Origin of the sequence: Bacteroides sp. GM023, from assembly GCF_014750685.1 — a bacterium.
Lineage (GTDB): Bacteria > Bacteroidota > Bacteroidia > Bacteroidales > Bacteroidaceae > Bacteroides.
Genome location: NZ_JAAXGE010000005.1, coordinates 412,463 through 437,979 on the forward strand (window position 1 = coordinate 412,463; position 25,517 = coordinate 437,979).

12 protein-coding genes are annotated in these 25,517 nt (G+C 42.2%); 5 read left to right on the forward strand and 7 right to left on the reverse strand.

Going from position 1 to position 25,517, the window contains the following annotated elements:
- The first annotated feature begins 8 nt into the window (after positions 1 to 8).
- The 5 genes from HC965_RS12645 to HC965_RS12665 all read left to right on the forward strand — a co-directional run bounded on the left by HC965_RS12645 (position 9) and on the right by HC965_RS12665 (position 6,635).
- Positions 9 to 2,399, forward strand: coding sequence for a polysaccharide biosynthesis tyrosine autokinase (locus tag HC965_RS12645; protein WP_191031790.1), 2,391 nt, complete (start codon positions 9 to 11; stop codon positions 2,397 to 2,399).
- A 601-nt stretch (positions 2,400 to 3,000) separates the two neighbouring features.
- Entirely contained in the window at positions 3,001 to 3,564 is a 564-nt protein-coding gene (locus tag HC965_RS12650) for a Panacea domain-containing protein (protein WP_191031791.1), read from the forward strand.
- Positions 3,561 to 4,052: a hypothetical protein gene (locus tag HC965_RS12655; protein WP_223854855.1), complete on the forward strand. Its 492-nt coding sequence runs from the start codon at positions 3,561 to 3,563 to the stop codon at positions 4,050 to 4,052. Before HC965_RS12650 ends, HC965_RS12655 begins: the two co-directional genes overlap by 4 nt.
- A 115-nt stretch (positions 4,053 to 4,167) precedes the next feature.
- Positions 4,168 to 5,730, forward strand: a complete 1,563-nt coding sequence (locus tag HC965_RS12660) for an ATP-binding protein (RefSeq protein ID WP_191031792.1) — start codon at positions 4,168 to 4,170, stop codon at positions 5,728 to 5,730.
- Between the two features lie 380 nt (positions 5,731 to 6,110).
- Entirely contained in the window at positions 6,111 to 6,635 is a 525-nt protein-coding gene (locus HC965_RS12665) for an HU family DNA-binding protein (RefSeq protein ID WP_191031793.1), read from the forward strand.
- A gap of 217 nt (positions 6,636 to 6,852) precedes the next feature.
- On the opposite strand, the gene HC965_RS12670 is transcribed toward HC965_RS12665, so the two are convergent.
- From HC965_RS12670 to HC965_RS12700, 7 genes are all read right to left on the reverse strand, one after another.
- On the reverse strand, positions 6,853 to 8,778 hold the full coding sequence (locus tag HC965_RS12670; RefSeq protein ID WP_191031794.1) for an arabinan endo-1,5-alpha-L-arabinosidase: 1,926 nt from the start codon (positions 8,776 to 8,778) through the stop codon (positions 6,853 to 6,855).
- 35 nt (positions 8,779 to 8,813) lie between these two features.
- Complete coding sequence (locus HC965_RS12675) at positions 8,814 to 10,616, reverse strand: RagB/SusD family nutrient uptake outer membrane protein (RefSeq protein WP_191031795.1); 1,803 nt, start codon at positions 10,614 to 10,616, stop codon at positions 8,814 to 8,816.
- Positions 10,617 to 10,639: 23 nt separating this feature from the next.
- Entirely contained in the window at positions 10,640 to 13,783 is a 3,144-nt protein-coding gene (locus HC965_RS12680) for a TonB-dependent receptor (protein WP_191031796.1), read from the reverse strand.
- 10 nt (positions 13,784 to 13,793) lie between these two features.
- On the reverse strand, positions 13,794 to 15,569 hold the full coding sequence (locus HC965_RS12685; RefSeq protein ID WP_191031797.1) for a RagB/SusD family nutrient uptake outer membrane protein: 1,776 nt from the start codon (positions 15,567 to 15,569) through the stop codon (positions 13,794 to 13,796).
- A 12-nt stretch (positions 15,570 to 15,581) separates the two neighbouring features.
- On the reverse strand, positions 15,582 to 18,710 hold the full coding sequence (locus HC965_RS12690; RefSeq protein ID WP_191031798.1) for a TonB-dependent receptor: 3,129 nt from the start codon (positions 18,708 to 18,710) through the stop codon (positions 15,582 to 15,584).
- Between the two features lie 19 nt (positions 18,711 to 18,729).
- Positions 18,730 to 21,039 carry a LamG domain-containing protein gene (locus HC965_RS12695; protein ID WP_223854856.1) on the reverse strand — a complete coding sequence of 770 codons (2,310 nt, stop codon included), beginning with the start codon at positions 21,037 to 21,039 and terminating at the stop codon, positions 18,730 to 18,732.
- 128 nt (positions 21,040 to 21,167) lie between these two features.
- Positions 21,168 to 25,424 (reverse strand): two-component regulator propeller domain-containing protein, encoded by a 4,257-nt coding sequence (locus HC965_RS12700; RefSeq protein WP_191031799.1) that lies wholly within the window; start codon positions 25,422 to 25,424, stop codon positions 21,168 to 21,170.
- Between the last annotated feature and the right edge of the window lie 93 nt (positions 25,425 to 25,517).

A 25,517-nucleotide genomic window follows, 5' to 3' on the forward strand; every position in this document is an offset into this window, starting at 1 on the left:
CCAGACCGATGAAAGAAGAAACAGCAAATGAACGGTTGCGTGAATCTGATGACGAGAAAATAGATTTTCAGGAAATCCTGTTTAAGTATATAATTCATTGGCCCTGGTTTGTTGGGGCAGTGCTGGTTTGTTTAATCGGCGCTTGGATTTATTTACGTATGGCTACCCCTGTTTACAATATCTCTGCAACGGTTTTGATTAAGGATGATAAAAAAGGAGGTTCAGGTACATCTTCAGAATTGGAAAATTTGGGATTAAGCGGGCTTATGACATCTTCCAAGAACATTGATAATGAGATAGAAGTGCTGCGTTCCAGAACGTTAGTGAAGGAGGTTGTTGAACAGTTAAACTTGTTTGTCACTTATAAGGATGCGGATGAAATTCCATCAAAAGAGTTGTATAAGGCTTCTCCTGTTTTGGTTAGTCTGACTCCTCAGGAGGCGGAAAAACTTCAAGGTTCGATGGTTGTGGATATGATGTTACAGCCGGAAGGAAAGCTGGATGTAAATGTAGAAGTAGGAGAGAAGAAGTATCAAAAACATTTCGAGAAACTTCCCGCTGTATTTCCGATGGATGAAGGTACGTTGGCTTTTTTTGAAAATGCGTGGGATTCAGTGGCTATTCGTCATATCACCGCTACTATCAGCCGCCCGATGAAAGTAGCGAAAGAATATTGCAATAATTTAAGTATTGTTCCCACTTCCAAGACTACTTCCGTGGCTGTCATTTCCTTGAAAAGTTCCAGTCTGCAATGCGGACGGGATTTTATTAATCAGTTATTGGAAGCGTATAATCGGAATACGAATAATGATAAAAACGAGATAGCGCGGAAGACGGCCGAATTTATAGATGGACGCATTCTGATTATTTCGAAAGAGTTGGGTAGTACGGAAGCCAATCTGGAAGCCTTTAAGCGTAATGCGGGTATTACGGATTTGACGAGTGATGCACAGATCGCATTGAGCGGTAGTGCCGAATATGAAAAGAAACGGGTAGAGAACCAGACACAAATTAATTTGCTCAATGACTTGCGCAAGTACCTTAGTGGTGATGAGTATGAGGTGTTGCCGGGTAATATCGGTTTGCAAGATGCAGCTTTGACAGGAGCGGTTGAACGGTATAACGAGATGCTGATTGAACGGAAGCGTTTATTGCGTACTTCTACTGAAAGTAATCCCGCTATCGTCAATTTGGATACTAGCCTTCGTGCCATGAAATTGAACGTACAGGTCACTCTTGATAGAACATTGCAGGGATTACTGATAACCAAAGCTGATCTGGACCGTGAGGCTAGCCGCTATTCCCGTCGTATCAGTGATGCTCCGGGACAAGAGCGTGAATATGTGAGTATTTCCCGGCAGCAGGAAATTAAAGCCGGTTTGTATCTGATGCTTTTGCAAAAACGCGAGGAGAATGCGATAGCTCTGGCGGCTACAGCGAACAATGCGAAGATCATCGATGATGCTATCGCTGATGAAAATCCCGTATCGCCGAAAGGTATGGTGATTTATTTGATTGCTTTCATTTTAGGCGTAGGCATTCCTGTTGGTATTATCTATTTAATCAATTTGACAAAATTCAAGATAGAAGGTCGTACGGATATGGAAAAACTCACTAGTGTACCCATTGTCGGTGATATCCCATTAACAGATGAAAAACAGGGAGCTATTGCTGTATTTGAGAATCAAAATAACCTGATGAGTGAAACCTTTCGTAATATCCGAACGAATCTTCAATTCATGCTTGGAAATGACAAGAAGGTGATTTTGGTTACTTCCACAGTCAGTGGTGAAGGTAAATCCTTTATTTCTGGTAATCTTGCTATTAGTCTTTCTTTATTGGGGAAGAAAGTAGTAATAGTTGGTCTTGATATCCGCAAGCCAGGTTTGAATAAGGTATTCAATTTATCAAAAAGAGAACAAGGTATAACTCAATATTTGGCTAATCCGGAAAAGAACTTGATGGATTTAGTACAGCTTTCCGATGTTAGTAAGAATCTCTATATTCTTCCTGGTGGAACAGTACCTCCTAATCCGACCGAATTGTTGGCTCGTGATGGCTTGGATAAAGCGATTGAAACTCTCAAAAAGAATTTTGATTATGTCATTTTGGATACTGCTCCCATTGGCATGGTTACTGATACCTTATTGATTGGTCGTGTGGCGGATTTATCAGTATACGTATGCCGTGCGGATTATACGCATAAGGCAGAATACACATTGATTAATGAACTGTTCCATGAACAGAAATTGCCTAATCTTTGTACCGTCATTAACGGTGTAGATCTAAAACGTAGAAAGTATGGTTATTATTATGGCTATGGCAAGTATGGTAAGCATTATGGCTATGGCAAACGTTATGGGTACGGATATGGATACGGGCAAAATCCAAAAAAATAAAATGTTGAGATGTAATAAACATGAGAGTGTTTGTATGTGAGATGAAAAAAATGTAGGTCCCTAGCTTCATGCTGTAAAGGCATGATTCTCCTACATTGTGGATTGGAAATCGTACGACGGTACATTTCTAATTTACGCCCTGTCATCGGAGGTTAAAGCCGATGTGAATTTCCCACTATATCAACTGTCTGTGAAGATCGTTGATATTTAAAGAATAAAATCATAAACTATGATATAAAAGAATATGTAGGTCCCTAAATTCATGATGAACTCATGAAATCCCTACATAATGAAGGTTAGAAAGGATACAGCGGTATATTTCTAACCTTAGCCCTCATGTCGGTTGAAAGACTGATATGTGTTTGTATGTAAAATATGCCAACTGTCTGTGAGGATCGTTGGTATATTTCGTTTTAAGGGTCTGGTGTACAGAAGAAGTGGATATTATCAATGACAAGGTTGATTAGCGTCCAAAATGACATATTCCTATAGGGGATGTCTAAATTGGACGCTAACAGAATGTTGTTTTTTAGCTGAGAAATAGGAAAATCAAAAAAGAATTTGTTCCTTTGTGGTAATATTAAGAATAAAGAGAATATACATGACTTCAGATGATATTTTGAAATTGAAAGCAGTCTCCCTCTACATTCTCAAGCAATGTGGAGAGACGGATTTTATTCATCTATTTAAGATTCTCTATTTTGCAGAACGTAATCATTATGCATCTTATGGAAAGCATTTGGTGAAAGATACGTTTTGTGCATTAGAGCGTGGTCCTGTTCCTTCATTCTTATATGATGCTATGAAAGTGGCAACTGGAAGTGCTTCTGCACTGCCGGGAACTCCGTTGGGCAATTTATCTCAGGCATTCAAGCCTGGGGAAGCTGAGTGCCGTTATATTATCCGTGCCGCAGAAGAACCGGATATGGATGAATTGAGTAAGGCTGAAATAGCTTCATTGAATTCTTCTATAAAAGAGAATTGTTCTAAGACTACTCAACAATTGTCTAAAGATTCACACGATTTGGCATGGAAAAAAGCGTGGAATCATAAAAATGCTTCTCCAATGAACCCTTTATTGATTGCTGAAGCTGGAGGCTCTACTTCCGAATTTCTGAGATACTTGAAAGAACAGGAAGAGCTTGATAAATATTTGGCAGATTGAAAATACAAAAAGGTACATTGGCTGATCTTCTCTCGAAAGAGGCAATGGAGAAACTTACAATTTCTAGTGTGCAAGTAGGGGACGTGTTTAGAATGCATCTAGGGGAAGAAGAGAAAGTGAAGGGTAAGAATCTCGGTGATGATGGTCGCAATAAGTATTTTGTTGTATTAGGATATGATTGGGAAGGTAATGCGTTTGGAGTTATTCTGATTGATACAAATATTAACCCTGTTCTTCCCCAGAAACGTAAAGATATGCATTATCCTCTCCTTGCTTCTAAGTATGATTTTCTCGAAGGTGTAAATCGGTTTGTAGACTGTTCTGATTTGAAAGTTATCAGTGGCAGTCGTTTTGTTCAGCTTTTTGGCGCTGACAAAGCAAAGGGAACGATACATGACGAAGATTTGTCTTTAATAAAGACAGCTGTAGCAGGTTATGAAGATGCTTCACCGAAATTGCTGAAACGTTTTGGATTAATTGAAAAGTAAGAGCTTACAAAGCTACCTCTGTGAATATCCGTATGAGCAACGGTTTACATTAAAAAAGATATTTAATAAAAGGCGAATGGAATATTTTTATAACTTTGTGTAAATTCTAACGGTTATGGAAAAGATGCAACGATTATACCCGATAGGGATACAGACATTTTCAAAGATTCGTGAGGGGAATTACCTCTATATCGATAAGACGGAGTACGTTTATCGGATGACTCATTTTACATCTAACTATATGTTCCTGAGCCGTCCCCGTCGGTTCGGAAAGTCATTGCTTACTTCCACTTTGCACAGCTATTTCTCCGGTTGCAAGGAACTGTTCAAGGGATTGGCTATAGAAAAGTTGGAGACGGAGTGGACAGAGTATCCGGTACTTCATTTCGACATGAGCACGGCAAAGCATGCGGGCAAGGATGAATTAATTAGTGAACTGGAACGTAAGTTGGCGGCTTATGAAAGAATATATAGTCGAAATGAGGAAGACATATATATCAATCAGCGTTTGCAAGGTCTGATAGAGCGTGCTTATAAGCAAACCGGTAAGCAGGTGGTTGTTCTTATCGATGAATATGATGCTCCTTTGCTCGATGTGGTGCATGAAAGGGAGAATCTCGACGTGCTTCGCAACATCATGCGCAACTTCTACAGCCCGTTGAAAGCCTGCGATCCTTACTTGCGTTATGTATTTCTTACGGGCATCACAAAATTTTCCCAACTCAGTATCTTCAGCGAGTTGAACAATATCAAGAACATCAGTATGGACAAGACGTACGCTGCCATCTGTGGAATCAGTGAAGAGGAAATCCGTACGCAGATGAAAGAAGATGTGAATTTGTTTGCCGATGGATTGCGGATTACTTCGGAAGAGGTTCTGGCAAAGCTGAAAGAAAATTATGACGGTTATCATTTCACTTATCCTTCTCCTGATATTTATAATCCGTTCAGTTTGATGAACGCTTTCACTGACCGGGAATTTAAATCATATTGGTTTGGAAGCGGTACTCCCACATACCTGATAACGATGTTGAAGAAGTTTAATGTCGCTCCCTCTGAGATAGGTGAGATTCATGCGGACGTTACCTCTTTCGACGCTCCTACCGAAACGATGACCAATATAACTCCATTGCTTTATCAGAGCGGTTATATAACCATCAAGGATTATGATGAGGAGTTGGAAATTTATACGCTTGACATTCCGAATAAGGAAGTTCGGGTGGGGCTTATGAAAAGTCTTCTTCCTAATTATACGGGTAGTTCGGCACAGGCCGCCATCACGACGATGGCTTACTTTTCTCGTGATATCCGTAACGGTAATATGGATGCGGCCCTGCGTCGCTTGCAAACGTTCTTGTCTACTGTTCCTTATTGCGACAATACGAAGTACGAGGGGCATTATCAACAAATGCTTTACATCATCTTCAGCTTGTTGGGATATTATGTGGACGTGGAAGTGCGCACTCCTCGTGGACGGGTGGATATGGTGCTTCGTACAAATACGACTCTCTATGTGATGGAACTGAAACTAGACAAGGATGCATCGTCCGCTATGGAGCAGATCAACCTGAAGAATTATCCCGAACGTTTCGCCCTCTGCGGCTTGCCGATAGTAAAAGTGGCGGTCAGCTTCGATTGTGATTGTGGAACGATAGCGGATTGGAAAATAGAAGAATAAAAATGTTTCCGCAATTATTTCGTGGATAAATCAAAAAATATAGTCATTAATACATTTTAGTGTCCCTAATGTGGTGAGTGCCTTTCCTTATATTTGATTTTGCATCGGTAAAGATTACCATCGTAAACTTTACGGTGGTAAAGTTTGATCTAGCACTAAATATATGTTCTTGAGTGATTAATATAGCTCATTGCTTCCTCCTTTTGTCCCTTTTTTCTGTCTTAAACTATCTTTTCCATTTAAAAATCTCTTTTTACTGCCTTCTGACCACGATTTTATCTTGTCCTTTCATTCCCTAAGAAGATGCTGCATCTTTGTATCGTTAACGTTAGCGAAGTAATAATCATTAGTATTTATCTTAAAAAGAAAGGATCAAAATTATGGCAATTAGATTTAGAAGAGTGTCGCGTTTGTGTGACCCTACCAACAAAGAATTAGGAAAGAAAGTGTATCCGGTAATCTCTTACCAATATGACACGAGTGCGACTCTGACAGAATTTGCGAAAGAGATATCCTCCAATTCGGGAGTGAGTGAAGGAGAGACAATTAGTGTATTGAAAGATTTTCGTACTTTATTGAGAAAAACGTTGCTGGCGGGTCGTTCAGTAAATATTGAAGGGTTAGGCTATTTCTTCTTGTCTGCCCAAAGTAAAGGAACAGAGAAAGCGGAAGACTTTACTGTAGCTGATATTCAAGGGCTGCGCGTCTGTTTTCGTGCTAATTCGGACATTCGTCTGTCTACTGGAACATCGACTCGTTCGGATGGTTTGAAATTCAAGGATCTGGATCATATAAAGGATACGGGTGCTACAGGTGGAAAGCCGGATGATGGAGATGACGAAGAAAATCCGAATCCGGGTGGCGGTCCGGGTGACGATGGTGAAACACCGGACCCGGCAGCATAATGAAAACAAGGTAACTCGTTGCTGCAAAGTTGCTATAAGAGTGGGGCTTCGGCCCCATTCTTTCGGCATAAGTATTTCTGAAGAAAAAATCGTAATCTTAAATTCCTCGGTAAGGGATTTAAGATTACGATTTTTTCTTCAGTTCTGCAAATACAGTTACATAATAACTACCAGCTCTCTCTTTTTATCATTACTTAATAAGCATATCAATGAGCGTTTATTGAACTTTCTTTCCCCAATAGGTCTTTTTATTACCTTGTGCGGCGTAAACAATGGTATGAGTTCTGGGAGTAGCTTCCCAATCTACTTCACGTTGCAGATAAAGTACAACTCCAGAACTTGTAGTTATTGTTTGTGCAGCTTCATCGAATGTCCATGATGCATTCTGCCAGCTACCGTTAGTTATTTTATGAGTACTAAGGTCATAAGTTAGTGTTTCAGAAGTTCTCTGGCTGCCTGTACTGGTTGTCAATGCCAAATGTTCCCAGTTTCCTGCTATTTCTGCTTCTGTGATAGGTGCTTGTGGTACTGCTCCATAACGTTCGGGCATTACAAGAGGCCAACCATTGGCATCCCAACGGATACTGCGAACATGTCCCATCATAATTGCATTCGAATATTCATTTCCACCTACGTTTACAGGGAAGCGTCCTTGAGACGTATAGAACCAATTGCCTTCTCCGTCATCAAATACACCACAGTGGGAGATACCTACCCAGCCATAGCTATTGTTGAATTTGTAAGGAGCTGTCAGTATCGGATATAACTCGCCACTACCCATGGCAGAGTTTCCATTCATATCTACATAAGGGCCATCAATATTTGTAGAGCGGCAAACACGTGTGTTGTATTCTACTGATAATGTACCATATGCTAGGAAAAGGTAATAATAGCCATCCCGATAAATGATTTCCGGTCCTTCAGATGCTTGCCAACGGCTATTTCCACGTGTAGCAATAATTTTCCCATAACCGGAGTTGTTTTCTCCTGTAATTTTCCAGGGATCACCTAGTGTATTTAGCGGTTTACCATCTCCGGGGTTTAATTGCATTGCGGCAATCCCATTGTGCCATGAGCCATAGATCAACCAGTGCTCACCGGTGGTAGTTATAATATAAGTGGGGTCAATTGCATTGATTTTGAAATAAGCATTCCAGTCACCTGTACTGCTACGCCCATAATCCGCCATTTCCTTGTCACTGGCAGAACATACTACATAACCTTTATCCTCCCATATATTGCTTGCCGGATCAGATGTTTCCATTAATCCGATAAAGGCGCGCTCTCCCCATGAATTATCGAAATTCCCATTGTTCTCAATTTCCGGCTTTCCGGTTTTGATATAGTTGGTTATGACGATAGAGTAATACATACGGTATTTTCCTGTAGAAACTTTTCTTGCTACCGGTGCCCAATATCCGTAAGAAGGATTGTCGATTGGCTCTAATCCCATTTCCTGACGATATGCGTTCAGCTTTTCTTTAATCCATGTCGGTGGAGTTTCACTCATGGTTGCTCCCAGGTACTCCCAGTTAACGAGGTCTTTGGAACGACGTGCATGGAAATGTCCGTTTCCGTTATGTGCATTTCCATAAGATGCGTCTGTCTGATACATATAATAGTATCCGTCATCCGCTTTCATGACCGTAGGGTCATGTACATTGGCAAGGTTCCATTGGTAACGGTTACTCCAGGCTGAAAAGCCGGTGTAGTCATCCACATATGTCGGCGCTTCATATTCGGCAAGCTCATCATTCAATGTTTCCGTAGGAGTAGTGAAAGAGATTTCTTCCGAATATTTGGGCTCTTCATTGTAGAGGGTGACGAAAGCTCGGGCATAATAAGTCGTTTGTTGGCTTAAACCTGTTAATGTAGTACTGATTTCCGTTCCTCTTACTTCGTCTGTTGTATCATAAATGCTGGGATTGGATTCCGTACTATAACAGAATCCACGTTTCACAATGTTTACACCCTCACTTCCACTAATATTGGCGGATAAGGTAACTTTATTGTAACCTACATTCGTATATGTCGGCGTCGTGATGCTTAAAGCCCCTGATGCGGAGTTTTCATCGTCATCGCTGCACGCTCCCAAAGTGAGCGCGCAACATAAAAGAAGATAGATAGTCTTTAAGTATTTCATATTTCAGTCTTTCTTTTAGAACATTTTGATTTTTATTAGTTAGAAGAGCTTCCGGTATCCCAACCCGGATTCTGTCCGAGGTTCGGGGCGCGTTTCACTTCATTTGCCGGAATTGGGAAGTAATAACTCTTAGGATTGACAAATGTGCGCGAGTTGACAGTTTCTGCCAAACTGAAAGAGTAAGTAGGAGAATCCGCATTACCTGTTACTTTTACTCCATAGAGATTAAGTAATTGATTGTAAAGAGGTTTTCCGGTTTCTCCGGTAGAGGTTACATTGTCATACAGTTTCCAACGACGTACATCGAAGAAACGATGGTCTTCGAAAGCAAGTTCGATGCGCCTCTCGTTGCGGATGCGTTCACGAAGTTCACTTTGTGACATATTCTCGTAAGCAGGCATACCGGCACGTGAGCGTATATCGTTGATATAAGTGTATGCTTTGCTCGGACCTTCCGCTTCATTATAAGCTTCTGCCGCATTCAACAGGATTTCGGCATAACGGAAAATCATCCAGGCATGAGGATAAGTAGCCGGTTCCTTACACGAAATATTATTCACGTATTTTTTTAGGTAATATCCGGTATATGTACCACCCATAGCAGAAGTATAATCGACACCTTTATCGGCATCCGAATTATATCGTACGTCGATAGCACGTCTTTCTTCTTTGTCGGCACGTCCCCACATCATTCCCTGATAGAAGATTGTTTGTGTCAAACGCGGATCCCGGTCTTTGTAGGGGTTCGTTGCGTCATAGTTACTTCCGTTTTCGTCAATTCGCTTACCGTTTGCCATTTCATACGCGTCTACTAGGTTCTGTGTCGGGTTCGTACGTCCGTTTCCGGAAAAAGAACCGGTGAATCCTACGGGTAGGAATACCTTTTCTACCTGATTGGTAGTCCATACGGAACGTGCCAGAATAATTTCATTGTTGTATACCGGATTGGTAGTGAAACATTCATAATAATCGTTTTCAGAATTTCCCGTATTATATAGTTTATACGGATTGCTCTGCTTGTTATTAAGAGTCATAAAGTCCACTGCTGCCTGGGCTGCATTGGCCCAGTACGTAGTATTTCCATCCGGATTATTCAGCTTGGAAGCACGATAGAGCAGGGCTCTTGCTTTCAAGGCATAGGCGGCAGCGCCATTAACGCGTCCCCAATTTGACGCTTCATCGCTGTAACGGAAAGGGAGTTGATCCTTAATCTGTTCACATTGGTCGGCTACCCATTCAAGTGCTTCGGCGGCCGGAGTACGGGACATATTCATAGCCGAAGGGTCGGATAAGTCGAATATGATCGGTTCTCCGTTTTCGTCTTCAGCGATAATAGGCGCATCACCGAACCAACATATTAAATCAAAGTGAAAAATAGCACGCAATAATCTTGCTTCCGCACAATAACGATCATAAAGGTGATTGTCGTCACCCTCTTTTGTGGTGTTTCCCACAACGGACGCTTTGGCATTTTTCAGGAACATATTGCATTTGCGGATTCCATATAAATCAGTGTTCCAAAAACCTAATAAAGGATGATCTCCCGCGGTATATCCGTCACTACCTATCTTTGTATAGTAGTGAAGTCCCCAGCAAGTGACTGCATTATCTGTCATGCAGTCGCGTGAAGCGCCTGTAAACTGGTCGTCCGACAGTGGAGCAAGTCCGTCCGGCAGATTCGTATAGATATTAGCGAGAAACTCACGTGTCAGATTCTGATTATTGAAAACTTTCTTTTCTGACAAAGATGCATCATACTCTTTGTCGAGGTAGTTGCTGCACGAACTACTTGCGAACGCAAGGACTAGAGTTGCTATATAAATTGAAATTCTTTTCATAATTCTTTGCTGTTTTTGAGTGATTAGAAGCCGATGTTTACGCCGAACGTAAATGAACGTGTCTTAGGATAGGCCCAAATATAGTTCGTCGGATTTTCCGGGTCGAAGTCTTTGGGTAAATGACTCCAGTTACACAAGTTGTATCCGCTAAAATAAATACGGCATTTCGTCATGTTTATTTTTGAGATAAGTTGTGTAGGGAGTGAATAACCTACTTCAACATTACGTAATGACAGGAAATCTCCATTGACTACCCAAATCGTAGATTCGTTATACGGATAATTCCGGTCAAGGTCACTGAAAGAGGTAGACAGACGAGGATATTTGGCATTGATGTTACGAGGATCTGTCGGATCGTCCGTATAGTAGCCCCAAGTATTCGTAATTTCGTGAGTGGAAGTACCTCCCCATCCGAAACCGTAGTCCATATTTTCACGACAAGGTACTGTACGATTCAGGTAAGCAGTCAGTACAGCGCGTGCATCGAATCCTTTCCAACTGAATCCTAAACGAATGGTCGGGATCAATTCAGGGATATTGGTATATCCGGTCGGCACTTTGTCGTAACTATCAATTTTGCGGTCACCGTTAGTATCTTGGAATACGGCATTACCCAGTTTATATTTGCCGGCAGCATTCCATGGATATTTTTGCGGATTGGCAACTGCGTCTTCGTAAGATTCAGGTATCAAATCCGGATTACTGGCCCATTGTTTCCAAATTAGCAACTGGCTTTGGTCGATACGATTTCCTGTTCTAGCCTGATAAGCATAATCGGGAGTTAATTCGTCCATTTCGGTAATCTTATTCGTATTGAAAGTCAGCATACCATCAATGTAGTATTCAAAATCCCCAATACGGTTACTATGTCCAAGAGTTACTTCGAAACCTTTTGTTTCCGCTTTTCCATAAGAATCTTGTGGAGCATTCACCCCAAAGATACTGGGCACTGTAGAACGGGACACCAAAATATTAGAACGCCATTCTTTGAAGAAGTCTACCGAACCATAAATTTTCTTGTTCCATAAGTCGAAGTCAACGCCAAAGTTTGCCATATCCGATATTTCCCATTTGATATTTTTGTTTCCGGCAGTCGATTCATAAACCCCTTCCGTGTATGACTGTGAAGTTCCGAAGTTGTAGCCACCACCTTCTGTGAATGTGCCTTGATAAGGATAACGGTTTACACCGGTTACCGCTTGTCCGGAACGTCCGTAAGAGGCACGAAGTTTCAGCAGTTTCACAAAAGAGTCTTTTAGCCATGATTCTTCAGAAAGTACCCATCCGGCAGAGCCACCGGGGAAAGTGCCGAAACGTTCGCCTTCAGCGTAGTTGTCACTACCCATGCGGGAGATATTTCCGGAAAGAATATATCTGTTATTATATACATAAGTTGCCTGGGCATTGTAAGAAAGATAACGGTTGGATGATTCTTGTCCGCGTACTACATTCTGGTAAGTGCGGATAAAAGCCTGTGCATTGACCGCATGTTTGCCGAATGTATGTTCATAAGCCAGTCCACCGTTCATATTGATGTTATAGTAATAATCACGTGGAGAAGTTGTCGCATTAGGTAATGCCTTATACGTTCTCATACGTTGGTAAGTATACTCTGACGGATCGTTTACATTTGCCATATAATTATAGTAGTACACATTGACATCCGCTTGCTGGGTCTTTTGGAATGTTTCATAAGAGTCGAAACTGAATGTCATCTTAGCTTTCAGTCCGGGAACTAATGAGTCCAGGTTTCCGGTAGCTGTAACGGTAGTATACAAGTTACGACGACGGTTTTGTTCCACACCACGTCCGGCGATTTGTGCCGCGCCGTTTTTACTGTCGCTACTGGTCGGCATAAAGAACTCGCCATTGGGACAGAATATCGGATATACCGGAAGATTTTCGCCCGCTCCCCAAGTGAAGAGATTCCATACGTCGATACCTGGTTGTGAAATATTGTCGATACGTCCACCCAAGTCCATGGATACATTCAGGAATTTGTTTACATCAATGTCGATATTGGAGCGCAGATTATAACGGTTCAATACTTCCTGCGTGCTGTAACCGTCATTCCATTCCGTCCATTTGGTATCAAACAATCCTTCCTGACGAAGATAGGAGAAAGAAACATAATAACGGGCACGTGCATTACCGCCACTTACGGACAAGTTGGTGCGGTATTGCGGAGCTGCGTCACGCAACATAGTATCATGCCAGTTGGTGTTGAAGTATTTGTATTTAGCCATCCCTTCCAGTTGCTCACCATTACAGACACGGCGATAATATTCCAAATCCTCGTCAGAAAATTCAGGACTCAATCCGTCCAAATAGCGTGCCTGGTTACGGCTCAACGCATAGTTATAAGAGTTTTGACTTTCCGGTATCCCGGCAGAAGTCTGGAAACCGACTTCCTGTGTGAAGTTGATTTTTGTTTTACCGGCTTCTCCACGTTTGGTGGTTACCAGGACTACACCATTTGCTCCGCGCATTCCATAAATGGCAGTTGCTGCGGCATCTTTCAATATTGTGATTGATTCGATGGGATATGCATCCAGAAATGAGAGGTCGCGTTCCACATTATCAACGATAATTAACGGACTGCGCGCACTGGCATTCATAGTACGAATACCACGGATATACATGGCTGTTTCGCTCCATCCCGGTTCGGATTGCGCTTCATAAGTTTCTACACCTGTCACAGTCGAGGTGAATGCATTTTGTAATACAGTCACCGGATGCTTCTCCAACTCATCTCCGGTAACGATGGAAGTGGATTCCGTCACAAACTTCTTTTGCTTGCGGGTGAAAGGAAGCGGGGTGGTGTGGGCATATTCATCCAGATCGGCTTCCATGACAATCTTGAAGTTCTCTTCAAAATCGGCAATAGCTGTTGTCGGCAGATAACCTACACTGCTTACATAAAGTTCGTCTGCCGGTTTCACATTTTTCAGTGTAAAGTAACCGTCTTTGTCCGAGAGTGCAATGCGGCTCGCTTCCGCTACGTTGACCACCGCACCGGCAATCGGTTCACCCTCTGCATTGACGATTCGTCCTTTCAGGACTTTCGCGTCTTGCGCCCATCCATTGCCCAGCATGAGAACTGCGGCTGCGGTGAGGAGGATTCTCTTGAATCCTTTCTGTATATTTTTAAAATTCATCGTATGCATATTCATTCAGTTAATTAGTCCAACCTGGATTGTTTTCGATATTTGTTTTCCATACTTCTCCTTCCGGTATCGGATAGAGATACATCTTTTCTGTAAATACCCGGGTTTGGGCTACTTTACGTGTATAGACAAACTTTCCGTTTTCCTTGGTAATATCCATTCCGTAGATTGGACGTGCCAGTGCTTTTTCTGCTACGTTCCAACGGCGTACATCCCAGGCACGATGATCTTCAAATGCAAGTTCTATAGTGCGTTCCTTGCGGATGAAGTTCCGACGTTCCGCAAGAGTTTGAAGATCACTTCGTTCTATCAGTTTAGCAGTCATTCCTGCACGGTCGCGGAGAGGTTGAATTATATTCAGTACATCTGCGCGTGAACCACCAGCTTCATTCAGAGCTTCTGCATAGTTCAATACTATTTCCGCATAACGGATAATGATCCAGTTGCGATAATTACTTCCGGTATGATTATTATTCAGGATAACTTCCGGAATATACTTGCGTACATAATATCCGGTCGGTGTAGCATTCGCATTTCCTTGCGGATTATCCCGTTGTCCTTTCAGTACATTAATCACGCCATTTCCCCAATTTACACCATTATACAAGATACTTGCTGACAGGCGCGGATCACGGTTACTATACGGATCATTACTTTTATAACCACTGGCACTATTGATAGCCGGAGTTTCAGTTCCATTGTAAACCGGTGCGCCGGTTTCGTCATAATTGCTGAAAGGAGACTGGCCGTTTGCCATATCGTACATATCCACCAGGTTTTGTGACGGGCATAATCCTCCGTTACCACCTTCACCAACAGGAGTATCATTATAAATAGCCGCCCAACCTGCGACTACATCGTTGCGCCAAAAGATTGTTTCATTGTTTTTCTCATCATGCGCATTTTTCAGGATTGCATTGGTATAGCAGGTTTTCGAATCCGTATCAGCCGTGTACAGGCCATAAAGCGTTCCGTAATCCGTAATAAAACTTTGGGCTGCGTCGGCGGCTTGTTGCCAGGTGATACCCGATTCACTTTTAAAACGGTCGCTTGCCATATATAGCATGATACGGGAATACAGGGCACGTGCCATTGGTTGGCTGATACGTCCAGGATTACCGGATTCGGCAGAGGTTGCCTTATCCATCAATCCTTCTTCGCAGTCCTTCAATTCTTCCAATATAAAATCTACCACATATTCTTTTACCGTAGGGCGGGTTGTGTAATTGCTTAACAGGTCACCATCCGGATCTAGAACATCTAAAACTAAAGGTATGGGGCCATAGCGTAGAAACATTTCCCAATAGAAATAAGCACGGAGAAAGTGAGCTTCCGCTTTATATTGTTTCACATAAGTGGTATGTGCTTCGTCCGAATCGTCTGTTGCTTTAGGCACATCGTCGATTCTCTTTAATAACATATTACATTTACGGATACCCCGATAAAAATGTTCCCAAGTACCAGTCAGTTCTGCGGCGGCTCCGGTTGCGTAGTAGTTGCCAATATTAAAACTGGTGCGGGTACCACCGCTGGCATAACTGGTTTCGGCAAGGTCGGTAGCGGCATCCATCCAGGAGTTATTAATGCGGCATGCTCCGTGACGCAAGAAATTGTATGTGTCGAAATGGAACTCGCGTGTAGTAGTCCATTGACTGAATACTTCTTCCTCGGTCAGCTCGTTACTAGGTTGTTTGTCCAGGAATCCTCCGAATACGTCTTCACAGGAAGTGAAGGAGATTCCAGCTGTTGCCAACCAAAACGCTGTATATATGATTGTCTTTTTCATGTTTTATATCTGTTAGAATTTAACGTTTACACCAAAGTTTACAGTCTTCATAATCGGATAGCGGTTGGAACCTTCACTTTCCGGGTCGCAAAGCCCATCCAGTTTATCCCAGGTCACGAGATTATTCGCGTTTACATAAATGCGACATTCATTCATTGCTACTTTTTTGATCCACTTAGCCGGGAGAGAGTAGCTGAATTCAATATTCTTCAGACGCAGGAAATTACCGTTTTTCAGGAAGAATGAATTTTTTCGTTGGTTATGGTCGCCGTAGCTGTCATAGTGAAGTAGCGGATATTTCGCATTACTTAAATTATAGGCTTCCGATTGGTTAGGATTCCAACGATCCATGTGATGCTCTTTCACTTTTCCACCATTGACAAAGGCAAACATGGCTTCTGCATCATAGTATCTGGAAACATGATCTACTCCCTGGAACATAATATTGAATCCGAAACCTTTATATTCGCATCCTAAAGAGAGTGCATAAGTGTTTTCGGGGACATCACTATAACCGATGAATGTCTCGTCACGACTGTCTATAAATCCGTCACCGTTCATATCACGGTATTTCAAGTCACCTACCTGTACATTTCCAAAAGTAGAGACAGGAAAATCAGGATTACTTAAATCAGCTTCCGTAACGAATCCGTCGCAAACCAAACCGAAATATTGGTTGATAGGATGACCTTCCTGTTTGCGATAATCCGTTTTAGTAGATGGCTCATCCATGTTCCGGATTTCATTACGAGCGTGTGAGAAGGTAAGGCTTGCATTGTAGGTGAAGTCTTTTCCTATATGATTGGCATGTTTCAGTTCTATTTCAAAACCTTTATTGTGAGTTTCTCCCAAGTTACCTGCGGCCATATTCACACCTACCCATTGCGGACGGGTCAGATAAGGAGTCAGGATATCATTTCTCTTTTCATAGAATACGTCGATATTACCATTCAGCAGTCCGTTCCATAAACCAAATTCCAGTCCCAGATTATATTTGTGGGCACGTTCCCAGGTTACTGCATAGTTGGGGTACTGGCTTTCATAAATACCAGTATATCCGGTTGTTCCGAAGTGATAGTCATTAGCTACCTGTGTCCAGACAGCTTGATATAAGAAACGTTGTTTCACACCGTTTACTTTATATACATCATTACCTACTTCACCATAAGATGCACGGATTTTCAAATTATTCAACCAGTCTTCGGTACCTTTCATAAAAGCTTCGTTACTGATTCTCCATCCCGCCGAGAAAGAAGGGAAGAATCCGAAACGTTTTCCACGCATGAAGTTCTCCGAACCGTTGTATCCGAAGTTTACTTCTGCCAGATAACGGTCGTCGTAGCCATAAGTGGCACGGCCTACCAATCCTTGATAACGTTCGGCAAGGTCTGCCTGATAACGATAATCATTCTGATTGTACAATGCCATAGCTGTAATGTCGTGTTTACCGAATTTACGTGCCCAGTTCAGTTGGAACTCCATATAGAGTTTGTAAGTAGTGGTCTGGTCGTTGCCGAGGTAGGCAAGTTCGGTATCCGTATTAAACTGCGTGTAGGCATCTATAGAATTATAATTAGTACGGTCGTTCAGTTCGTAAGTTGCAAAATTGGCATTGAATGCACGCATATAGTACGCATCGTAGTCGAAGGATACCATACCTTTTGCAGCCAATCCTTTAGTCAGCCAATCCATTTTATAATTCACAATGAAGTTTGTTTCATTGATGGTATTCGTTGAGCGGTAGAAGCCTGCTTTGGCGAAACGTGCCACAATGTTGTTCTGATACTGGGAACTACCACTGTACAATGTCTTTTGGTCTTCACCTTCGCCTACTGTGTAGGATACGGGGAACAACCACCCCGGTGTATGATTCATTTCATAAAATGCCTGACTGTAAGTTCCATCTCTTGTTTCATTGGAGTTCGGTCCTCTACGCTCTTCAAAACGGGTTCCGAAGTTGACAGAGAGCGTCAGGTCTTGGGTCATCAGAAAATCAAGGTTGGCACGGAAAGCGAAACGCTTGAAACTGGAGTTCGATTTATTTCCATATTCATCCAGACTGAAGTTCTTGTACAATCCCTGCTGATTGTAATATTCGGCAGAAGTAAAGTAGCGCATACGTTTCGTTCCGCCTTGCACATTGACATTATAACGTTGGGCAGGCGCACTGCTACGCAAAACTGTATCATACCAGTCTACATTCGGGTAGAGTAGGGCATCAATGCCGCTTAGTTGCCCGGCGGAAGATCTTTTATACATTTCAATATCCGAAGCGGAATATTGAGATGGCAGCCCGTCATTGGCCAATGCTTCTTCCAGCAGTACGACTGAATTATAGGAATCCAGGTAAGTATCCTGTCGGGTAGGAGACTGTATCTGCCAGTTGGCAGTCAGGCTGACGGTCGGTTTCTGTTCTCTACCACGCTTGGTCGTAATCAACATAACACCGTTTGCGCCACGCACACCATAGACAGCCGTGGCAGAAGCATCCTTTAATGTAGAGATAGATTCGATGTCATCCGGGGCAATTTGTGAGAATTCACGTTCCACACCATCTACCAGAATCAGCGGCTGGTTATCTCCGGCAAAAGAAGCACGTCCACGGATATAGATTTTCATATCATCAGAACCCGGAGCACCGGAAGTCTGTGACGTAATCACACCCGAAATTTTACCGGCAATAGCTTGTGAAATATTGGCTGCCGGAGATTTCAGGAGTTCTTTAGAAGAAACCTGTGAAATAGCGCCTACCACACTTTCCTTTTTCTGCGCGCCGTAACCTACTACTACGACCTCGTCCAACACTTCCGTATCTTCATCCATGGTCACATTCAGTTTCGTTCTGTTGCCGACAGGAATTTCCTGTGTCTTATAGCCGATGTAGCTGATTTGCAGTACAGCTTTCGGTCCGACTGTCAGTTTAAAGTTACCGTCGAAGTCGGTAATTGTTCCGTTCGAAGTTCCTTTTTCGAGTATGCTTGCACCGATGGCTGCTTCGCCTTTGGTATCGACTACCCGTCCGGTGATTTGCTTGTTCTGCGCATACGTCCATTGGCTGAATGTTATGAGGCAGACTATCAGTAGCAGCCGGGAAAAGATATTTCCCGGGGCTGCTTGTTGATTAAGTTTATAATTCTTCATGTATGTTAAACTTAAGGGTTTAATTCTTTTTCTTTTTCATAATGGACTGAATCTCTTCGAGAGATAGCGCCTTGTTATAGATAGCGATGTCATCGAACATGAATCCGGGGTCCGGATCTCCCCATGTCCAGGCTTGATTTCCTCCTAATGAGATATACTTTAGCTCCGCGCCGTTGGTGAATATTCCGGATATGGTATTCCCGTCGCCGCTGCCTGTCACTTTCCATGAATTAGCTATCTCGCCATCGAAATAGATCTTGCAGGTAGTCGTTGTTAAAACTGCTGTATAAAGATGCCACTCATGGTCTTTCAGCCAGTCCTCCTCACAAACGATTCCATCTGCTGCATATTCCGGACAATACACTGTGTTAACTCCTTTCTCATTTTGTGCGGCGGCGAAGTCCGTCCATCCGGCACAGTTGATTTGTGCAAGTCCGCGTGCTTGAAGAATGAACATGGGCCATAGATTTTCAGATCCGGCTGAAGGTTCATTACCATAAGCGGTAAATAAAGGAGAATATCGATAGTCTTCAGATGTTCCGGCGTTCTTTGCATTTACCCATACGCTGATACTCACTTCCTGTGATTCGACAGAATGAGAAAGAACATCTTGAGGTAATCTCAGATAATTAGTACCTTTGGCACCGGCCACGTTTTGGAATATTTTCCCGAATCCTTTGTCTTCTACAGAAGCTATTTTCCCGGAACCTATGATTTGCGCGTCACCGGTTCCTTCTTCAAATGTATTAATATAGATAGGAGTGGTGAGAACTAATGTCTTATCCTCAATAATTTGTTTAATCTGTTCCTGAGACAATTCTCTATCATAGATTGCAAAGTCGTCGAACATGAATCCCGGGTCCGGATCGCCCCAGTCGAATGCTTGGTTACCCCCTAGTGTGATATATTTGTAATTGGCACCGTTGATAAATGCGCCTTCAATTACATTGTTATCTCCGGTTCCTGCCACTTGCCATTCGTTTTTCAGTTCGCCATCCATATATATTTTGGCAGAAGTAGCGGTCAGAGTTACTGTATAATAATGCCACAGGTGATCTGCCAACCAGTCGGTGGCATCGTGATATAACGCATTGGTTCCATTTACATTCTGCGTATCATCAAAGTTGCACCATCCTGCGTTGTTCAATTGCAATGTACCTCTGACGTACAATGCGAACATGGGCCAGTTGTCTATATTATCAGTTCCTGCAATGCCGGGTGCTTGTCCATGTGCACTGAATAATGGAGACCACATATAAGTAGATGATATTCCTGCTTCTTTCGCATTCACCCACATACCGATAGACATTTCTTTTGTTTCTGCGGAGTGTGACATAACATCTTCCGGGAGTAGTAAGTAATTCTGGCGTTTTCCACCCGGCACATTCTTGAACACGGTTCCGAAGGCATTGTTAGTGTCGGTGATGAAGCTACCGCCACCTATAATCTGCAATCCGTCGCTAGTCTCAAATGTCGCTTTATAGACGGGGTTCGGCACAGATACTCCGCCACTGATATTCGGTCCTTGTGCATCACTATCACTGAATGTATTTGTCCAAATCTTCAAATCATCGTAATAAGCTTCGGCAGTTTCCGTGTCCGAACCGTATCCCATATATATATAGGTAGCAGATGATAGTAAATCGACCATGTTAGCATAGTCGAAATCTCCTACAGTGACAGCTCTTGATTTACCGGAATTGATGCTGGCGTGATTGTTGGTATCATACTTCTTGGAGCCGTCAATATAAATGGCATATCCTTTTTCTGTAAATGTCAGAGCGACATAATGCCATGTGCCGAAAGGCATCGCATTTGTAATGCTGACATCCGGGTCATTGACATCAAGATAACCTCCTGTGCCCGTATAACTTAAGAAAGCATTTGCTGTGAAATACAGCTTGTTTGTTCCATCACTGAAAGAGATCAGTGCGCCTGTGTTATCCGTTTTGGTCGTTTTTACGTAGAAACTAAAAGAGACTCCGGTTTGGATATCTGCTCCGATCAGTGGGTTCGGTATACGGAGATATCCGCCATTGGCATGCATCACTCCGCCTTCTCTTTCATCATCCTGTACAATTTCAGGCTTATCCTGTCCTGTACTATAAGCGAAACCTTCACCTGTTATAGGTGTTTCGCCTTCAGCAGCAGTAGAGTTGAAGTCTTCGTCAAATGTAAATTCTGCTATTAACTTTGCGGAAGTATCCGGCTTTTCCGGGAATTTCTGATTTCCTGCGGGTGGATCTGCTTCGCCCCAGTCCTGACAAGAACTCATACAGAGAATGGTAAGAATTGCCATAAATAGTAACGGCCATTTCCTTGTCTTCATAGATATTGATATTAATGGTTCAACAATAATTTTACTCGTTGTAATGATGCAAAAATACAACGAGTAGATGTATGTCAGGTGGACAAATGAATTTTCGAGGTGGATAAATGACTATATGAGTGTGTTTTTTACACTTCGTTGCTTAATATGGCGCTTGGAGTCACATTAAATTGCTTCGTGAAGCAGCGGGTGAAATATTTCGGATCATTGAACCCTACTTCATAAGCTACTTCCGCAATATTCATATTCTTTGTTTCCCGGTTCTTCAGAATCAGTTCACGTGCTATATTCAAACGATAATTCCGTATAAATTGTCCGGCGGACTGTCCGATAAGACTTTGCATTTTCTTATTCAGCAGACTCTTGCTTACACCGACAGCTTCGCTGAAATCACTGACCTCAAAATAAGAATTCTTATAATTCTCCTTAATGACTTCCATTACCTGATTCAGGAATTTCTTATCACCGGACTCTTCTTCCATATTCAATACGTTCACATCCATATCCAGTGTAAATTTACGTTGATACCGCTTCCGGTTTTCCAAAATATTTTGGATGCGAGCCAATAATAGAGTTTCGTCAAAAGGTTTTAGTAAATACTCATCCACTCCCATACGATAACTTTCCAATCGTGCTTCCTGCGATGTTTTTGCAGTCAACATCAAGAAAGGTATATGAGAAATGGCGAATGTCTCTTTTACCTTTCGGGAGAGTTCGATACCATCCATTACGGGCATCATCAAGTCACTGATGATAAAATCCACCGGATTGCTGCTAAGTATATGCAATGCTTCTTCACCATTTGCAGCTTCCAGAACACTATATTGTTCACGCAGGATGGAACGTATATATCCGCGCATATCTGTGTTATCCTCTACCACCAAAATAGTCAGAGCCTCCCTCTCTTTGGGAGAATCAGACGATGGGGCAATTGCTTCCATATGATTATGTTCGATGATAACTGTTTTATCATCCTGCTCGTTTTCTTGTTGCAGGGGGAGGAGTATACGGAATGAACAACCTGCATGCCGATTGTTGAATGCTTTAATTTCTCCGCCATGCATTTGTACAATCCGCTTGCAGAGATAAAGCCCTATCCCTGTACCTGCTTGCCCGTAAACCGGGTATTTTACCTGATTCTGTGATTGGTAGAAGCGGTTGAAAATCCGGTTAAGGTCTTCTTCCGGTATTCCTGAACCGGTATCTTTGACGCAAATATATATTTTTCTCACTCCGTCCGCAGAGGTAAGAGCCGATATATAGAGTGAAACGGTTCCCTCGTTCGGAGTAAATTTGATGGCATTGCTTAGTAGATTCGTGACTACTTTGCGCATCGCTTCTTCATCATACAGAATATCCGGTGTTTCCATCCGGTAATAGCGTTTTAATATGATATTCCGTTCTCCGGCAAATACTTCAAATGGAGTAATCAGTGAATCTATGAATTTCAGGAAATTCCCTCGTGTCTTTACAATTTCCAGTTTCCCTGATTCCACTTTCCGGAAGTCCATCAATTGATTGACTAAAGATAACAGATACTTGGAATTACGTTCTACGAAGTTTAATTGTTCAATTACCTGTGGATTATAACTTAGTTTCAGGGCACGTTCGATAGGGCCGATTATGAGTGTAATCGGCGTGCGGAATTCATGAGTGATGTTAGTAAAGAAAGAAATCTTATCCAAAGTCAGTTCCTGCACTTTACGTGACATGCGGATAAGTTGCGCTTTCTGCTTCGTGATTTTCTCATTTTGTTGTGTCAGCATCCGGTTTTGCCGTGAGAGCTCTTCTGTTTGGTCTTCCAATAGATGTTTTTGCTGTTCCAGTTCATGGGTTCGTTCTTCTACTGTGCGGTGCAGATATTCTTTCTGATGTTTCAGTGTGCGGATTCTCCACTGGTAAAATTGCCATATACCTATTAATATAAGGACGATTATCGATAAGATAAACCATGCACTTTTATAAAAATAGGGGACGATTGTGATTTTCAGTTCGGTAATATTCTCTCCTTCATTTTCTCCATCGGGGGTATACTTTACTTGCAGGGTGTAATTTCCCGGTGGCAAATTCGTATAACTCGCAAAACGACGATTACCGGGAACCTGTATCCATTTATCATCGAATCCTACCAACCGATAGCTGTAAATAGCTGCATTGTTCGCCTCAAAGTTAAGTGCGGAAAACTCCAATGAAAAGGACTTCTCTTTTTCATGCAACTTTATTTCTGTAGCGGTAGCAATGTCCTGTGATAAATATTCATTTCCGGGTAATATTTCTTCATTGCCTATTCGTAAACGCGTAAAGCGAACTTTAGCTGTAGGAACAGAACTCCCCGGACGATTGCTTTCAATGGTGACTAATCCGCCTACACTGCCGAAATAAAGCAGGTCATGCGAAGAACGGTAAGATGCATTCCAATAGAATTGGGTGTCAATCAAACCGTCATGTTTCGTATAGTTGATAAAGCGGTTTTCTGTAGGATGGTAGCAGGAAAGTCCGTTATTGGTTCCTATCCATATATTTCCGTTGATGTCTCCCAATAGTCCCCGGACACTGTTATTAGGCAAACCTTGTGTAGTACTGTAAGAGATGAATTGCTCTTTTCCCTGTTCATCAATTATCCGCTTATAAATACCATACCCGTTACTTCCCAACCATAGAGTTCCGTTTTGATCTTCGTAAAAACAGGTGATTTTTTCTATCAGGCGAGAATCCGGGTCATCCAGTTTATAGTTCAAATGTCTGTATGTGAATTCTCCTTTGGATGATCGTGAATGAAGGTCGATTATATACACCCCTTCCAGGCAACCCAACCACAGTTTGCCGTCTTTATCAATAATAGAGCCTATACTGCCGTGTATGTTCTCGGCAGCTTTGTCGGCAAATGGAGAAATGAGTTGTGCTTTATCCAAATCATAGAAGTAGAGTCCTTGATTGGCGCCTATCCATACTCCTTTATTAATAGGGTCATACATTAATGCTCCGATAAAGTCGATAGGAAAACCACTCTCTGTTTGTGAAGAGATTACTTTTATAACTTGCTTGGGATTCTTCAAATCAAGCAGATTAATACCGCCACCCCAGGTTCCTGCCCAAAGATGATTATTTGAGTCGGCTGTGAGTGCGCTGACGGAATTATGACTCAATCCGCCACGCTCGCGGGTATAGTGTGTGAAGTTCTCACTGTTACGTTCTTTACGGTTCAAACCGCCTTCTACCGTACCCACCCAAAGAGCACCGTATGTATCTTCGTAAACTGCATTGACCGGGTTTCGGGATAGACTTGATATGTTTTCTTTATCGTGCCGATAATTACGGATGGATAAACGCCGTGGATTCAGTAGATTGATACCGCCGGTTTCCGTGCCGAACCAAATATGATCTTCCTCTGTCAATATGCAATTAATAAAGTTACTATTCAGTAAGTTAGAACCGTTATCCGGGAGATCATTGGCAATCCGTTCGAAATTATCCGTCATCGGATTGTAGATATTAATACCACGGAGAGTTGCAATCACCAGTTGCTTGTCATAAGTAATAGCCAGATCAGTCAGATAATTCTGTGAAAGAGAATAAGGATCGGAAGTATCATGCTGATACTGTTTGATTGCATTTCCATTTTTGTTGTATCTGAATAATCCGCGGTCGGTAGAAATCCATACCTCATTTTCCTTGAGAAGAAAGTCGGAAATGTAAGTTCCTGTTTCGAATTTGAGGGATTCGGCAATGGGCGTCGCTGCCAGTTCTCCTTGCTGGTTTAAAGACACCTTATAAATTTCTTCATTAGCTCCCATCCATATCTTTCCATCTCCGTCGATATCTTGCAGAGCAATATCGGGTCCATTCAGTAAAACAGATTGAAGAGTGGAAATAGTTCTTATTTCCCCTTTTTCATTGAATTCAATGCGGTGAAGTTCATTGGCGCAATGTAGCCATATACATCCTTGTGTGTCTTTGAATACACGGGTAGCAGGTTGCTCCAGAATTTTAAAAAGTATTCCTTTCGGATGACGTGGAATAACGGTTTTTAAGATAGATAAGTCAATGATATCCGTTCCACCTTCAGAAACCATCCAAAGACGTTGATAGTTATCTTCACATACGTTGCGGATGAAATTACTTTTTAGTTTACAATGAGGCGTGTTAGGATTGTAGTTGACGAATTCGTAGCCATCGAAACGGGAAAGCCCTCCACCCGCCGTTGATATCCAAAGAAACCCCCTACTATCCTTATATAAATCGTCGATAAAGTTATGAGGCAATCCGTCATTCATGGTGACATAAGTGATATTGTAACGATCCGCAAATCGCTCTTGTGCCCAAATGGTTCCGGTGAATGGCAGAAAACTCCAAAATAGAATAAAGAATAATAGGTGTTTTTTCATATGAGTACGTATTAATAGGAGCAAAGTTAAAAGATAATCTCAAATCGCAAAAGCGGAACAGGCTTCTTTTCAGCAGAATGTAGAATTGTCCAC

What these genes read in the sequence shown, in the direction of transcription:
- HC965_RS12645 (WP_191031790.1), top strand. Translation starts at nt 9, where the DNA reads ATGAAAGAAGAAACAGCAAATGAACGGTTGCGTGAATCTGATGACGAG.
- HC965_RS12650 (WP_191031791.1), top strand. Translation starts at nt 3,001, where the DNA reads ATGACTTCAGATGATATTTTGAAATTGAAAGCAGTCTCCCTCTACATT.
- HC965_RS12660 (WP_191031792.1), top strand. Translation starts at nt 4,168, where the DNA reads ATGGAAAAGATGCAACGATTATACCCGATAGGGATACAGACATTTTCA.
- HC965_RS12665 (WP_191031793.1), top strand. Translation starts at nt 6,111, where the DNA reads ATGGCAATTAGATTTAGAAGAGTGTCGCGTTTGTGTGACCCTACCAAC.
- HC965_RS12670 (WP_191031794.1), bottom strand. Translation starts at nt 8,778, where the DNA reads ATGAAATACTTAAAGACTATCTATCTTCTTTTATGTTGCGCGCTCACT.
- HC965_RS12675 (WP_191031795.1), bottom strand. Translation starts at nt 10,616, where the DNA reads ATGAAAAGAATTTCAATTTATATAGCAACTCTAGTCCTTGCGTTCGCA.
- HC965_RS12680 (WP_191031796.1), bottom strand. Translation starts at nt 13,783, where the DNA reads ATGCATACGATGAATTTTAAAAATATACAGAAAGGATTCAAGAGAATC.
- HC965_RS12685 (WP_191031797.1), bottom strand. Translation starts at nt 15,569, where the DNA reads ATGAAAAAGACAATCATATATACAGCGTTTTGGTTGGCAACAGCTGGA.
- HC965_RS12690 (WP_191031798.1), bottom strand. Translation starts at nt 18,710, where the DNA reads ATGAAGAATTATAAACTTAATCAACAAGCAGCCCCGGGAAATATCTTT.
- HC965_RS12695 (WP_223854856.1), bottom strand. Translation starts at nt 21,039, where the DNA reads ATGAAGACAAGGAAATGGCCGTTACTATTTATGGCAATTCTTACCATT.
- HC965_RS12700 (WP_191031799.1), bottom strand. Translation starts at nt 25,424, where the DNA reads ATGAAAAAACACCTATTATTCTTTATTCTATTTTGGAGTTTTCTGCCA.